Here is a 14,560-nt window from a genome sequence, read left to right as displayed (position 1 = left end):
GGGAGCGAGCTTGCTCGCGATAGCGGAATGTCAGGCGACATGGATGTTGAATGTTATGGCCCTATCCCGAGCAAGCTTGCTCCCACAGTTGTAGATTAGGGCAACAGGCAACGACCTAAGCCACAGTGATTCTCGAGGCGGGGAGGCGTAGGCCTCCCCGTATCGTTTTTGGAAAGCACATGAATATTCTGATCGTTGGGCCCAGTTGGGTCGGTGACATGGTAATGGCGCAGACACTGTTCCAGTGCCTGAAGCAGCGTCACCCGCAGTGCGAAATCGATGTCCTGGCCCCGGAGTGGAGCCGGCCGATCCTGGAGCGCATGCCCGAAGTGCGCAAGGCCTTGAGCTTCCCGCTCGGCCACGGCGTGCTGGAGCTGGCGACCCGTCGACGCATCGGCAAATCCCTGGCCGGTCAGTACGACCAGGCGATCCTGTTGCCCAATTCCTTGAAATCGGCGCTGGTGCCGTTCTTCGCCGGTATCCCCAAGCGCACCGGTTGGCGTGGCGAGTTTCGCTACGGCCTGCTCAACGACGTGCGCGCCCTGGATAAAGACCGTTACCCGCTGATGATCGAACGTTTCATGGCCCTGGCCTACGCGCCGGGAGCCGAGTTGCCCAAGCCGTACCCGCGGCCGAGCCTGCGGATCGACCCGGTGACCCGTGACGCGGCGCTGGCCAAGTTCGGCCTGAGCCTGGACCGTCCGGTGCTGGCCCTATGCCCTGGGGCCGAGTTCGGTGAGTCCAAGCGCTGGCCGGCAGAACACTACGCCCAGGTGGCCGAGGCGAAGATTCGCGACGGCTGGCAAGTCTGGCTGTTCGGCTCGAAAAAAGATCACCCCGTGGGCGAGGACATCCGCTCGCGGTTGATCCCGGGCCTTCGGGAAGAGTCGGTGAACCTCAGTGGCGACACGTCCCTGGCCGAGGCCATCGACCTGCTGTCCTGCGCCGATTCGGTGGTGTCCAACGACTCGGGCCTGATGCACGTGGCCGCAGCCCTTAACCGTCCCTTGGTGGCGGTCTACGGTTCCACCTCGCCAGGCTTCACGCCACCGCTGGCCGACCAGGTCGAAGTCGTGCGCCTGGGCATCGAATGCAGCCCGTGCTTCGACCGCACCTGCCGTTTCGGCCATTACAATTGCCTGCGCCAGCTCATGCCACCGTCGGTGAACGAGGCCCTGGAGCGTTTGCAGGGCACACCCGTGGAGGTTCGGTAACTTGCGGGTATTGCTGATCAAGACCTCTTCGCTGGGGGATGTGGTCCACACCCTGCCGGCGCTGACCGATGCGGCGCGGGCGATTCCGGGCATCAAGTTCGATTGGGTGGTGGAAGAAGGCTTCGCCGAAATCCCCACCTGGCACCCGGCCGTGGGCAAGGTCATCCCGGTGGCGATCCGGCGCTGGCGCAAGAACCTCTGGCAAACCATCAAGAGCGGCGAATGGCGACGCTTCAAGCAGAGCGTGCGCGCCGAAAAATATGACTTGGTAATCGACGCCCAGGGCCTGCTGAAAAGCGCCTGGCTGACCCGTTACGTCAAGGCGCCAGTGGCCGGGTTGGATAAAAACTCGGCGCGTGAGCCCCTGGCGGCGCGCTTTTATTCCCGGCGCCTGGCGGTGGCCCGTGGTCAGCACGCGGTCGAGCGCGTGCGCCAGCTATTCGCCGTGGCGCTGGGGTATGACTTGCCGCAGACGCTGGGTAACTACGGCCTCGATGTCGACCGGCTGGTGGAGTTGCCACGCCCATACCCCTACGTGGTGTTCCTGCACGGCACCACCTGGGAGTCCAAGCATTGGCCCGAACTGTACTGGCGCCAGCTCACTGAGCGCATGGGGCAGTTCGGCGTGGTCGTCAAACTGCCGTGGGGCAACCCGGCCGAAAAGGCCCGGGCCGAACGCATCGCCAGCGGGCTGCGCAACGCCTTGGTACTGCCGAAGCTGAACCTTGGCGGCATGGGCAAGGTACTTGCCGGCGCCCAGGCCTGCGTGGCTGTGGACACCGGCCTCGGGCATCTGGCCGCGGCCCTGGACGTGCCGACCATTTCGCTGCTCGGCCCGACCAATCCGGTGCTGACCGGTGCCTATGGCAAGGGCCAGATTCACCTCGCCAGTGATTTCCCCTGCGCGCCGTGCATGCAGAAACACTGCACTTACCCGCCGACCGCCGAAGATGCCCGGCGGTTTGACCTGAAACGCGAGCAGCCCCTGTGCTTCACGCGTCTGAACCCCGAGCGTGTTGCCAGCCACCTGAGCACGTTATTGGCTGAGGAGCCGCGCTGATGCAATTGGCTTTTGTCCTTTACAAGTACTTCCCCTTCGGTGGCCTGCAGCGTGACTTCATGCGCATTGCCCTGGAATGCCAGCGACGCGGTCACCAGATCCGTGTCTACACGCTGATTTGGGAAGGTGACGTGCCGCCCGGCTTCGAGGTGCTGGTGGCGCCGGTCAAGGCGCTGTTCAATCATCGCCGCAACGAGAAACTCAGCGCGTGGATGGAGGCCGACCTGGCCAAGCGCCCGGTGGACCGTTTGATCGGCTTCAACAAAATGCCCGGCCTGGACGTGTACTACGCGGCCGACGGCTGTTTCGAAGACAAGGCGCAGAACCTGCGCAACTCGCTGTACCGGCGCTGGGGCCGCTACCGGCATTTCGCCGAGTACGAGCGGGCCGTGTTCGCCAAGGATGCAAAAACCGACGTACTGATGATTTCCGAGGTCCAGCAGCCGCTGTTCATCAAGCACTACGGCACACCGCTGGAACGCTTTCACCTGCTGCCACCGGGCATCGCCCAGGACCGCCGGCGGCCCGTCGATGCCGATCAGATCCGCGCCGCGTTCCGGGCCGAATTCGAGCTGGCCGACGACGACCTGCTGCTGGTACAGATCGGCTCGGGGTTCAAGACCAAGGGCGTGGATCGCAGCCTCAAGGCCCTGGCCGCGTTGCCAGCCGAGCTGCGAAAACGCACCCGGCTATTTGTAATTGGCCAGGACGACCCCAAGGTATTCCAACTGCAGAGCGCCGCGCTGGGTCTGGGCGACAACGTGCGGTTCCTCAAGGGCCGCAGCGACATCCCGCGTTTCCTGCTGGGCGCCGATCTGTTGATCCATCCGGCGTACAACGAGAACACCGGCACCGTACTGCTCGAAGCACTGGTGGCCGGGTTGCCGGTACTGGTCAGCGCGGTGTGTGGGTACGCCCATTACATCGCCGAGGCCGACAGTGGCCTGGTGTTGGATGAGCCGTTCGAACAAGCCCAGCTCAACGAATACCTGGGCCGCATGTTGAACGATGCCGATGCCCGGGCGGCCTGGAGCCGCAATGGTCTGACCTTCGCCGAGACGGCCGACCTCTACAGCATGCCGCAGCACGCGGCCGATGTGATATTGGCGGAGCACGCACAATGAAGTTGATGCTGGCCGAACCGTTCAAGAGCCTTTGGGCCGGACGCGATGCGTTCACCGAAGTCGAAGCGCTCAAGGGCGAGGTCTATCGTGAACTGGAAGCCCGGCGCACCTTGCGCACGGAGGTGGACGGTCGCGGCTTTTTCGTGAAGATCCACCGTGGCATCGGTTGGGGCGAAATCTTCAAGAACCTGTTCACCGCCAAGCTGCCGGTCCTCGGCGCAGGGCAGGAGTGGAAGGCTATCCAGCGTTTGCAGGAAGCCGGCGTGCCGACCATGACCGCTGTCGCCTACGGCGAGAAGGGCAGCAACCCGGCGGACCAGCACTCGTTCATCATCACCGAAGAGCTGGCGCCAACCGTCAGCCTCGAAGATTTCAGCATCGACTGGGTCAAGCAGCCGCCACAACCGACGCTCAAGCGTGCGCTGATCGCCGAAGTGGCGCGTATGACCGGCATGATGCACCGCGCCGGCGTCAATCATCGCGACTGCTATATCTGCCACTTTCTGCTGCACACCGACAAGCCGGTGACCCCTGGGGATTTCAAACTCTCGGTGATCGACCTGCACCGCGCCCAGACCCGTCCTGCCATCACCACTCGCTGGCGCAACAAGGACCTGGCGGCGCTGTATTTCTCGGCGCTGGACATCGGCCTGACCCGCCGCGACAAGCTGCGTTTTCTCAAGGGCTATTTCCAGCAGCCGCTGCGGCGGATCCTCGCCGAAGAGGCGTCGTTGCTGGCCTGGCTCGAAGGCAAGGCCAGCAAGCTGTATGCCCGAAAGCTGCGGTACGGGGACGCGCTCTGATGTCGGGTTGGAATCTGGAACCGGAGTACGTCGAGCTGGCGGAGGATTTTGGCAGCCTGGAAGCGGTGTTCGCGTTGCAAGGGGAGCGTTTGACCCGAGACCCGTTGTCGGAGGTGATCCGGGTGCAGCGTAACGGCGTGAACTATTACGTCAAGCGCTACGTTGGTGCCGGCAAAGGCTTGCGACGCTACCTGGGCAAGCCACGGGTCAAGTCCGAATGGCAGAACCTCAAGCGCTTCGCCAAATGGGGCATTCCCACCGCCGAAGTCGTGGGCTGGGGCTTGGAGCGAAACGGTGCGAGCTACGCCCGTGGCGCGCTGATCACCCGCGAACTGCCCCACACCGAAGACCTCTCGGCGCTCGCCGAGCGTCACGATTCGCGGCTGGCGGACCGTGCCTGGGTCGATCATGTCAGTCGGCAACTGGCCGGCTATACGCGGACCATGCACGACCACCGCTTCACCCATAACGATCTGAAGTGGCGCAACCTGCTGATCGACGACCGCTCGCAGCTGTTTCTGATCGACTGCCCGAACGGGGATTTCTGGCGTGGCTTCTGGCTCAAGTACCGCATCACCAAGGATTTGGCATGCCTGGACAAAGTGGCCAAATACCATTTGTCGGCCACGCAGCGCCTGCGCTTTTACCTGCAATACCGCCAGCGCGACCGGCTCGATGCGTGTGACAAGAAACGCATCCGTCACGTGGTGAGATTTTTCGAGGGGCGTGAATGACTGACTTTCTGGCCGCTGAAGACCAAGCGTTGTTGCAACGCCATGGCCTGGACAGCTTCGAGGCCTTGTGGGCGCGGCAACTGGATGCGGTGGACGAACCCAATACCTCGGGTGATGGCTGGAGCAGCGTATTCCGGCTGGAGCTGGACGGGCAGGGCTATTACCTCAAGCGCCAAAGCAATTACCTGACCCGGACCTGGTCCCACCCTTTTGGCGAGCCGAGTTTTTCCCGGGAGTTTCGCAACATCAGTCGTTATCGGCAGTTGGGGATTCCGGCCCTGCAAGCGGTGTTCTATGGCCAGCGCAAGGTGGAGGGCGAGGTGCGGGCGATCCTGCTGACCCGGGCCCTGGACGGCTGGGACGACCTGGACTCGCTGTTGCAACGCTGGCCGAGCCTGACGGCGACGCAGCGCACCACCGTGCTCAACGCCTGTGGGCTGTTGGCGCGGCGCCTGCATGGCATGCATCAGGTGCACGGTTGCTTCTATCCCAAGCACATCTTCCTGCAAACCACCGCCGACGGTTATCAAGCGCAATTGATCGACTTGGAGAAGACTCGGCCGCTGCTGTTTGGTCAGCGTGACCGGGTCAAGGACCTGGAGCCGCTGTTGCGGCGCGCCTCCATCTGGAGTGATGCCGATGTACGCCAGCTGTTGTCTGCCTACCTGGCCCAACCGCTCGATGCCGGGCTGGTCGACAGCTGGATGGAGCGCCTGAGCGCCCGGCGCAGCCACAAGGGAGTCCGTTGATGCATTTGTCCGAATTGAAGAATGCCGGCCGCAGCCCCAGCCTGCCATTGAGCCTGGAACTGGCCGACGCCGCCGGCCCGGCGCAATTGCAGCTGCTTTCTCTGTTGCGGGTGTTGCCGGGGCAGCGCTATGTCGGGGCGGGCATCTGGCGTGGTCGGCCGGTGCTGGCCAAATTGTTGGTGGGCAACAAGGCCGCCCGGCACTTCCAGCGGGAACTGCAAGGCGTGCGCTTGCTGGCGGAGCAAGGGCTGACGACGCCGCTGTTGCTCGCCGATGGCTTGAACGAGGCTGAAGGCGGCTGGTTGTTGTTCGAATTGCTCGAAGGCGCCGAGAGCCTGGGGGAGGCCTGGCAACGGGTCGAACACCTGCCCTTGCTGGCCGACGAACAGACGGCGGTGCTGGCCGAAGCCCTGGGCGCCATTGCGCAACTGCACGGCAAAGGCCTGTGGCAGGAAGACCTGCACCTGGACAATCTGCTGCGCCACGACGGCAAGCTCTACTTGATCGACGGTGCCGGCATCCGCGCCGAAACCCCGGGGCAACCGTTGTCGCGGCAGAAAGTCCTGGAAAACCTGGGGGTGTTTTTCGCCCAGCTTCCCAAAGCTCTCCAGCCGTTCAATGAAGAGCTGTTGGTGTATTACCTGTTGGGCAACGCCGAACACGCGCTGCCCATGGAAGCGCTGCAAAAGCAGATCGACAAGGTGCAGGCCTGGCGCCTGAAGGACTTCCTCGAGAAAGTCGGGCGCGAGTGCAGCCTTTTCAGCGTGCAGCGCGGGGCGTTCGGCTTGCGGGCGATCCGGCGGGATGAAGAAGCGGCCATGGCGCCGGTGCTGGAGCAGGCCGATGCGCTGCTCGATCAGGGCCATTTGTACAAGACCGGCGGCGCAGCCAGTGTCGGCAAAGTCGAGGCGAACGGTCGCACCTTGGTGATCAAGCGCTACAACATCAAGAACTTCGCCCACTGGCTCAAGCGCTTCTGGCGCCCGAGCCGCGCCTGGCATTCCTGGCGCGAAGGCCATCGCCTGGCCTTCCTCGGCATTGCCACGCCCAAGCCACTGGCCTTGCTGGAAAAACGTTTCTTGTGGCTGCGCCGCGGCGCCTACCTGGTCACCGAACACCTGGCGGGGCCGGACATTATCGAGCGCTTCGGCCCTTACGTGCAGAGCGGTGAAGCCCCCGAAGCCGAGTTGCTGGCGCTGGATCGCTTGTTCGCCGACCTGATCCGCGAGCGCATCAGCCATGGCGACTTCAAGGGCCACAACCTGTTCTGGCAGCACGACCGCTGGGCGCTGATCGACCTCGATTCCATGTGCCAACACCGCACCCAGTCCAGCTTCGCCCCGGCGTATGCGCGGGATCGGGCACGGTTCATGCGCAACTGGCCTGAGGGCAGCGCGTTGTATCGAGTGATCGATCAACGGCTGCCACAGAGGCTAGAGGGGTGAAACTTGAGAAAGGGGGCAGGAAGATTGAACGCATGTATCTGCTCCAGGATTGACTGGCTCCGCAAGCGCTGATTTATTCGAGCGGCAAGACCTGATGTCCATACCGATATGCGCCGGTATATAGGTTTGATTATCGAACAAATCAGCGAGTTGCAGGGTTTAAAGATCTACTGTAAAGGCATAGTAGCCATTGCCTTCATCTCGTTGAGTCAATTTCTGATAGGGGCTATTGGGATCCCACTGAACAGTTTTTACGTCATAGCCAGTAAGTTGTACCCAGAGATTGTAGTAGCCTGCTTTTATTCTTACGGTCCCGTCCCCCTGCTGTTGAACTTCAAAACTTATCGATCCGCTGCCGTCGGTAGCGCTCTTTGACGTCATTATGCTCCCGTCGCCTACGGTAGTCAGTACAAAGCCGTCCGGATTTATGAGGTGATGAGAACCGTCGGCTGAGGGCTCCAGCCTGAGTTGCTGGGCCGCATGGCCGGGTTCATAGGCGCGGGACTCGGTTCCATTACCGCCAATTGTTATCGCGTATGTGGTCATGGTGGGTTTCCTGTGGTGTTTGAAGTATCGCACTCCCGATTTTCACTGTTTCCTGAGCCTGCTCAACTGTCATTCTTTACAGTGGCGATAGGCGGTTATTTGATTTTTATAATGACTGGCTTTTGCCGGTATTCTATTTGGCTATTGAATCTTTAACGCGCCATGAGCGCTCGCTTGGTATGTTGCGAGACGCCTCATTGTTCGGCGCACCGGACGATAGCGTTTCGCTGCGAATGATGGGCAAGGGTTCGGTATAGGAAAAGGTATAAATGTTCGAGCGCAAACCCCACAGTTTCGGAGGGCGAAAGGAGCACGATTGAGTGCCGGGTTGTTTTTTATTCTTTAAACATGGAACTCGAATGAGGCTCACCGAGGCCAGGACGTCGACCGCAAATCCCAGGCCAGCACTCCGCTTGCAGGGATCATGTTGGTGGTCCGCAGCTGTCAATGTACATATGTCGTAAGTCGCCACGAAGCTCGCGTCTCACCGCTAGAGGTTTGAGGCGGCTTTTAAGTTATAATCGCCCCCCTTTGGCTGCCCCGCGCCCTGGCGAGCGGCACATCAACTTTTTCGAGGCGCTTGTCGCCCGTATGCAGACATAAGAGGCTAGACCCTGTGGCATTGACGATTCTTGGCCTGTCCGGCGCCCTTAGCCATGATCCTTCCGCAGCGCTGTACATAGACGGCAAGCTGATCGCGGCGGCCGAGGAAGAGCGCTTCGTACGCGATAAACATGCAAAGAACCGCATGCCCTACGAGTCGGCAAAGTTCTGCCTGGAACAAGCCGGCATCAAGCCTTCCGACGTCGATGTGGTGGCGATTCCGTTCGCCCCGATCAGCCTGTTCGGCGAAGCGCGCTGGCACTACGCCAAGCGTTACTGGTACGCCCCGGACCGGGCTCTCGATGCGATCCTGATGGGCAACCGTCGCTACAAGCGCTATCGCCGCAAGATCGTCTGGTGCCTGGAGCAACTGGGCTTCGATCCGAAGAAAATCAAGATCGAGCCGGTCGAGCACCACCTGGCCCACGCCTCCAGTGCCTACCACTGCTCGGGCTTCCAGGAAAAAACCGCGATCCTGGGCATCGACGGCAAGGGCGAGTACGCCACGACCTTCTTCGGCTACGGCGAAAACGGCAAGATCCACAAGATCAAGGAATTCTTCGACCCGGACTCCCTGGGCGGCCTGTACGGCGCGATCACCGAGTTCCTCGGTTTTGAAATGCTCGATGGCGAATTCAAGGTCATGGGCATGGCGCCCTACGGCGATGCCACCAAGTACGATTTCTCGCGCCTGGCCTCGTTCGAAAACGGCGAGCTGGTGATCAATACCGACTACGCCAACGTGATTGGCCTGCGCCGCTATAAAGAGAAGGGCAAGGGCTTCTATTTCTCGCCGAAGCTGATCGAATGGCTCGGCCCGAAACGCGAAGGCGACATCGCCGACGAGCCGTACATCCACTACGCGGCGAGCATGCAGGCGCTGTTCGAGAAGCTCGCGCTGCAAATGATCGACCACTACCTGGGCGACGTGCTCAAGGAAACCGGCAAGCTGGCCTTCGCCGGTGGTTGTGCGTTGAACGTCAAGCTGAACCAGAAGATCATCGCCCGTGACGACGTCAAGGAGCTGTTCGTGCAACCGGCTTCCGGTGACGCCGGTACGGCGGTGGGTGCGGCGGCGTATGTGTCCCACGCCCGTGGCGTGCCGGTGGAGAAGATGGAACACGTCTACCTCGGCCCGGCCTACAGCAACGAAGACGTGATCGCCGCGTGCGCCCGTCATCCGAGCAAGCCTGCCTGGCGCAAGATCGACAACACCCCCGAGCGCATTGCCAAGATCATGGTCGACGGTAACCCGGTGGCCTGGTTCCAGGGCCGCATGGAGTTTGGCCCGCGTGCCTTGGGCGGTCGCTCGATCATCGGGTGCCCAAGCGCCAGCGGCGTGGCTGATCGGATCAACGAACAGATCAAGTTCCGCGAGCGCTGGAGGCCTTTCTGCCCGTCGATGCTCGACACCGTTGCGCCGCAGATGATCAAGGTCGATCACCCGGCACCGTTCATGACCTTCACCTTCGAAGTGGCCGAAGAATGGAAAACCCGCGTGCCGGAAGTCGTCCATGAAGACGGCACCTCCCGGGCCCAGGTGCTCAAGCGCGAATACAACCCGCGCTACTACGACATGATGAAGGCCCTGGAAGTGTTGACCGGCAACGGCGTGTCGCTGAACACCTCGCTCAACCGTCGTGGCGAACCGATGATCTGCTCGCCGACCGACGCGCTGAACATGTTCTTCGGTTCCGACCTGCAGTACCTGATCATGGAAGACATCCTGGTGGTCAAAGACGGCGTGGACGCTTATGACACGCTCGGCTGAGCGACATGTGCTGCAGTTCTGCCACGGTTATGACGGGCCGTTCCTGGACTGCGCCCGTCAGTACGCCAGCTTGTTCGCAGGCACCGGCTATCGCGTGACCACAGTGTTCCTCACCGGGGCGGCCGATGCCGAAGTCGCTGCCGCCTGTGCCTCGGACGAGGTGCTGTTCATGGAATACAGCTCCAGCGCCATTCGTGGCCTGAAGCTGGGCGCCATCGGCGATCTGCGCAAGATCGCCGCCTCGCGCAATTTCAGTTTCTGCATTGCCCATCGCTTCAAGCCGATCTACATCGCCCTGCTGGGTACTCGCTTGCCGGTGATTGGCGTGCACCATGCCTTCGGGGACTACCAGCGGCGCACTCGCCGGTTGTTCGCCCACGTTTACCGCAAGCGCCTGAGCCTGCTCGGGGTTTCCGATGCGGTGCGTGACGACATGCGCCGCTGCCTGCCGAAATGGCCGGCTGCCCGGATCCAGACCCTCTACAACCGCATCGACCTTGATGCCGTCCAGGCCAGCCTGGTCTCCCGGGAGGAGGCGCGGCATACGCTGGGGCTGGATACGGACACCTGGATTGTCGGCAATGTCGGCCGTCTGCACCCGGACAAGGACCAGGCCACACTGTTGCGCGGCTTTGCCGCAGCGCTGGGGCATCTGCCGGTCAACAGCCAGTTGGCAATTCTCGGCAAGGGCCGTCTGGAGCAGGACCTCAAGGCACTGGCCCGAGAGCTGGGCATTGCTGATCGTGTGCTGTTCCTCGGCCAGGTGCCCGAAGCGCGCCGTTATTTCCGTGCTTTTGATGTGTTCGCCCTGAGCTCCGACCATGAACCGTTCGGCATGGTGCTGCTCGAGGCCATGGCCGCCGGCGCACCGTTGCTGGCCACGGCCTGCGGTGGTGCCAAGGAGGTGGTCGAAGGCGTTGGCATCCTGTTTCCGCTGGGCGACGCCGAGCACATGGCCCAGGGGCTGCAGCACCTGGCGGCCATGGACGATCTGCAGCGTCGCCAATGCGCCGAGCTGATGCTCGATCGCTTGCGCGAACGTTTTTCGGATCGCGCCGTACGCGAGGCATTCTGGCGTTTGCCCCAAGTCACCGAACTGGCGCCGAGGGCCTGATGCTCAACCGATTCCAAGGCTGGCGCGAGCGCGGCTGGACCGCCGTCGATGCGTCGATTTATGCCCAGGCCTGGCAGCGTTTTGGCGGCAGCGTGGCCACTCATCCCCTGGTGGTCGAGCGCCTGGCGGCCCTGGCCGGGATTCCCGTGCGTTACCTGGCGTTCGAGCAGGGCGGTGAGCTCAAGGCGGCCATACCGACCTGGGGCCGCGACCTGGCGCTGTCCAAAGATGTGCTCAAGCGCAGCGGCAAGAAGGGCTTGTTCGACCTGGGCAATGCCGAGCTGATCCTGCCGGCGGCGCCCGACGCGCAAGCGCCGTTGCGTCATCGTGGACGTTACCTGTCGGCCCTCAACGAGGGGCGCTTCAGCGGCTTGAAGTTGCAGCAGGAACAACTGGCCATGGCCCGCACGCCGGAAGAGCTGTCCAAGAAGTTTCGCTACAACCAGCGCCGTGAACTGCGTTTGCTGGAAGAGGCGGGCGGGGTGGTGCGGCCGGTCGGCGAGTTTTCCAGCGCCGAGCTGGCCTCGATCTACTGCGACCTGTTCCTGCGTCGCTGGGGCTTTGCGGCCACCGGTGCCGAGCGCATGGGCGAGGTGATCGAGCTGCTGCGCGAATGGCTGATCGGCTCGGTGATCTTTCTCAACGATGCGCCGATTGCAATCCAACTGGTGTATCGCGTCGAAGCGCCCGAGTGGATCAGCGTCGAGTACATCAACGGTGGTGTCGACCCGCAGACCCGCGAATTCAGCCCCGGCAGCGTGTTGAGCTTCCTCAACACCCAAAGCGCCTGGGAACACGCCCGTGCCGCCGGCAAGCCGTTGCGTTTTTCATTCGGTCGGGCGGACCGGGAATACAAGGACCGTTGGTGCAACCCCGTGCCGGTGTTTACCGTATGAACCCACCCATGAGTCGCAAGCAACAGTTACTCAAGCGCCACCGTCGCAACAAGCGCGTGGGGTTGTTACTTGCCCTTGTGGTGTTGGTGTCGCTGGGCGTCGGGGTGGCCTGGTGGCTGCCCCTGGTACTGGCGGTGCTGGGCTGGATCGCCCACGAAGCGTGGTTCGCCGATCACCTGTTCTATTCGCCCCGGGACGATTACCAATACAGCTTCCCGCCGTTCACCCAGCAACCCAAGGTGCATTTGAATGCCGGGCGGCTTCGGTTGGACGAAGGCGTGATTCTGGATGATGGCGCGACGCTGATCCTCGCACTGCGGATCAAGAGCACCTGGCTGGGACGTTTCATCGACCCGCTCGTCGAGTTGTCGGGGGGTGAAAGGGACCTGCAAACCTTCGAGCGCGGGGTCAATGGCCTGCGCTATCTCAACCTCAGCGAGCAGGGCCCGGCGTTGTCCCGGGGCGAGCTGCGCCTGCGCGGGCGTCATTGCCGTTTGCTGGGCGAGCCGACGCTGTGGTCCTTCACGCCGCCACCAGTGCAACATCAGCGGGTGATGGTCATCGCTCCCCACGCCGATGATGCTGAGCTGGCCGCCTACGGTTTGTACAGCCAGGCTGACGAGGCCTGGATCGTGACGCTGACAGCGGGTGAAATCGAGGCCGGGCATTATCGGAAGATGGGCCTGGACAGCGTCGAAGCCGCGCGACTCAAGGGCCGTTTGCGAGCCTGGGACAGCATTGCCGTACCCCGCTGGGCCGGCGTGCCTCAAGCGCACTGTGTGCAGTTGGGTTACTTCTGCCTGCAACTGGCGGCGATGCAGGCCGCGCCGAGCCAGCCCCAGGGCTCTCGCGAGGCGGGGCTGAGCGATACCCGGCTGTTCCGCCAGTTGAACCCGTTCGCCCTGCCTGGCGATGACGACGGCGCGCCAACCTGGAACAACCTGCTGGCGGACCTGCGCGTGCTGCTGCTCAAGGCGCGCCCCGAAGTCATTGTATTGCCACACCCGACCCTTGATCCGCACCCCGATCATCTCTGCGCCCATCATGCCGTCCTGCAAGCCCTCGAAGGCCTGGAGTGGCAACCGACCACGCTGTTGGGCTATGCCAATCACCTGCACGACAATGACCGCTGGCCCATGGGTGATGCGGGTGCGGGTATTGCGTTGCCGCCGTGTTTCGAGCCGGCCCTGCCGATGCAGCCTGTCAGCCTGCCGCTGGCCTTGCCTGGGCAACGCGACAAGGCCATGGCGCTGGGCATGATGCATGACCTGCAACCGCGCGCGCCGTTCAAGCGTCGCCTGCGCCGTGGCATCCAGCGTCTGCTGGCGGGGCGCACGGGCTCGGCGTATGGCGAGAACGAATTTTTTCGCAAGGCTGTGCGTCGCCATGAACTGTTCTGGCGGCTGTAGAGGCCCAAGGCGGGGCGTCTTTGCGCTACGGCGCAAACCGGCCTCCGGTTATTTATCAAGTCGTTCGGTGCCGCAAGGAAAACGATGAAAGTTCTGTTTCTGGTGCAGAAAGAACAGCGGGCCATCCTGGACCGACTCTACGAAGGCGTGGCCGCTCATTGCGAGTGCGACCTGCGCTGGCTCGACAGCAAGGAACAACGCAACCTGCGGGGGTATTTCCGCCAGCATGTGGACGTATCGCGCTATGACCGGATCATTTTTTTCCTGCGTTTCAAGCAGGAAATTCGTCAGGCCGGCTTCATCCGCACGATCCCCAACCTGGTGATCCTCGAGCACGATGCCTACCAGAATTACATTCCGTGCAAATACACCGGAAAATTCAGCGCGCATTACCGTCGCCTGCCGTGGGTACGGGTGATCAGTTCCGGCTTCGTGGTGACCGAACGTCTGCGTGGCGAAGGTTTCGATGCGGTATTCGTGCCCAAGGGCTACGATCAGTCGTTGTTGCGGGATCAGGGGCGTGAACGGGATATCGAGTTGGCCTTCGTCGGCAGCACCAACAGTGTGGCCTATAGTGGTCGCAAGGCGCTGCTGGATGAGCTTGGCCAGGTTGAGCCACTGGTCGTGACCCGGACCAAGTCCGGCGAAGAGTATTGCGAGACCCTCAACCGTATCCGCTTTTTCGTCAGTGCCGACGTGGGCATGGGCGAATTCATGATCAAGAATTTCGAAGCCATGGCCTGCGGCTGTGTGCTGCTGGCGTTCGATCAGGGCATCGACGAGGCGCGGGCGCTGGGGTTGCAGGACATGCATAACGTGGTGTTGTACCGTGACATCCCGCAACTCCAGGAAAAGCTTTCCCGGCTGCGCGCCGACCCCGAGCTGGCGCGCAATGTGGCGCACAACGGCCAGAAGCTGGCGCTGGAACAGTTCAGTTTCGCGCGCATCGGGCAGAAAATCGTTGAAGCATTGGCGCCGCCGCTGCGGCCTCGTGCCCCGTTGAGTCTGCTGGAGACATTGCGCCTGAAGCTGGGCGTTTGATACGAACCGTTGAGCCATCCGGTGTTCAGATGGCGTTTGACTAAATGGTAT

13 protein-coding genes are annotated in these 14,560 nt (G+C 62.3%); 12 read left to right on the top strand and 1 reads right to left on the bottom strand.

What is annotated here, in order from left to right; genetic code table 11:
• The first annotated feature begins 179 nt into the window (after positions 1-179).
• The 7 genes from waaF to J4E53_RS15660 are packed head-to-tail and all read left to right on the top strand — an operon-like array spanning position 180 to position 7,129.
• The gene (gene waaF / locus J4E53_RS15690; RefSeq protein WP_060739474.1) at positions 180-1,214 is read left to right on the top strand and encodes a lipopolysaccharide heptosyltransferase II; all 1,035 of its coding nucleotides are present in this window, start codon (positions 180-182) and stop codon (positions 1,212-1,214) included.
• Position 1,215: 1 nt separating this feature from the next.
• Positions 1,216-2,274 carry a lipopolysaccharide heptosyltransferase I gene (gene waaC, locus J4E53_RS15685; protein WP_060739473.1) on the top strand — a complete coding sequence of 353 codons (1,059 nt, stop codon included), beginning with the start codon at positions 1,216-1,218 and terminating at the stop codon, positions 2,272-2,274.
• Positions 2,274-3,398, top strand: a complete 1,125-nt coding sequence (locus tag J4E53_RS15680; protein ID WP_103309030.1) for a glycosyltransferase family 4 protein — start codon at positions 2,274-2,276, stop codon at positions 3,396-3,398. The genes waaC and J4E53_RS15680 overlap by 1 nt, the downstream gene beginning before the upstream one ends.
• On the top strand, positions 3,395-4,201 hold the full coding sequence (gene rfaP, locus J4E53_RS15675) for a lipopolysaccharide core heptose(I) kinase RfaP (RefSeq protein WP_060739471.1): 807 nt from the start codon (positions 3,395-3,397) through the stop codon (positions 4,199-4,201). The genes J4E53_RS15680 and rfaP overlap by 4 nt, the downstream gene beginning before the upstream one ends.
• Positions 4,201-4,935, top strand: a complete 735-nt coding sequence (locus J4E53_RS15670) for a lipopolysaccharide kinase InaA family protein (RefSeq protein ID WP_060739470.1) — start codon at positions 4,201-4,203, stop codon at positions 4,933-4,935. The genes rfaP and J4E53_RS15670 overlap by 1 nt, the downstream gene beginning before the upstream one ends.
• Entirely contained in the window at positions 4,932-5,684 is a 753-nt protein-coding gene (locus J4E53_RS15665) for a lipopolysaccharide kinase InaA family protein (RefSeq protein ID WP_103309031.1), read from the top strand. The genes J4E53_RS15670 and J4E53_RS15665 overlap by 4 nt, the downstream gene beginning before the upstream one ends.
• A complete protein-coding gene (locus J4E53_RS15660) occupies positions 5,684-7,129 on the top strand; it encodes a lipopolysaccharide kinase InaA family protein (RefSeq protein WP_103309033.1) in 1,446 nt (481 codons plus the stop codon). Before J4E53_RS15665 ends, J4E53_RS15660 begins: the two co-directional genes overlap by 1 nt.
• Positions 7,130-7,288: 159 nt before the next feature.
• On the opposite strand, the gene J4E53_RS15655 is transcribed toward J4E53_RS15660, so the two are convergent.
• Positions 7,289-7,675: a hypothetical protein gene (locus J4E53_RS15655; RefSeq protein WP_060739467.1), complete on the bottom strand. Its 387-nt coding sequence runs from the start codon at positions 7,673-7,675 to the stop codon at positions 7,289-7,291.
• Between the two features lie 616 nt (positions 7,676-8,291).
• Between J4E53_RS15655 and J4E53_RS15650 the strand changes: the two genes are divergently transcribed.
• The 5 genes from J4E53_RS15650 (at position 8,292) to J4E53_RS15630 (ending at position 14,509) form a co-directional block, all read left to right on the top strand.
• On the top strand, positions 8,292-10,049 hold the full coding sequence (locus tag J4E53_RS15650; RefSeq protein WP_003197115.1) for a carbamoyltransferase: 1,758 nt from the start codon (positions 8,292-8,294) through the stop codon (positions 10,047-10,049).
• Positions 10,033-11,163, top strand: coding sequence for a glycosyltransferase (locus J4E53_RS15645; RefSeq protein WP_103309034.1), 1,131 nt, complete (start codon positions 10,033-10,035; stop codon positions 11,161-11,163). The genes J4E53_RS15650 and J4E53_RS15645 overlap by 17 nt, the downstream gene beginning before the upstream one ends.
• Positions 11,163-12,059 (top strand): antimicrobial resistance protein Mig-14, encoded by an 897-nt coding sequence (locus J4E53_RS15640; RefSeq protein WP_103309036.1) that lies wholly within the window; start codon positions 11,163-11,165, stop codon positions 12,057-12,059. Before J4E53_RS15645 ends, J4E53_RS15640 begins: the two co-directional genes overlap by 1 nt.
• An 8-nt stretch (positions 12,060-12,067) precedes the next feature.
• The gene (locus tag J4E53_RS15635; RefSeq protein ID WP_103309037.1) at positions 12,068-13,468 is read left to right on the top strand and encodes a PIG-L deacetylase family protein; all 1,401 of its coding nucleotides are present in this window, start codon (positions 12,068-12,070) and stop codon (positions 13,466-13,468) included.
• Positions 13,469-13,552: 84 nt separating this feature from the next.
• Positions 13,553-14,509, top strand: coding sequence for a glycosyltransferase (locus J4E53_RS15630; protein ID WP_103309039.1), 957 nt, complete (start codon positions 13,553-13,555; stop codon positions 14,507-14,509).
• Positions 14,510-14,560 lie beyond the last annotated feature (51 nt).

The sequence above is a fragment of the Pseudomonas sp. FW305-28 genome, from assembly GCF_017351395.1.
Lineage (GTDB): Bacteria > Pseudomonadota > Gammaproteobacteria > Pseudomonadales > Pseudomonadaceae > Aquipseudomonas > Aquipseudomonas fluorescens_AA.
This window is presented reverse-complemented; position numbering and strand designations above follow the sequence as displayed.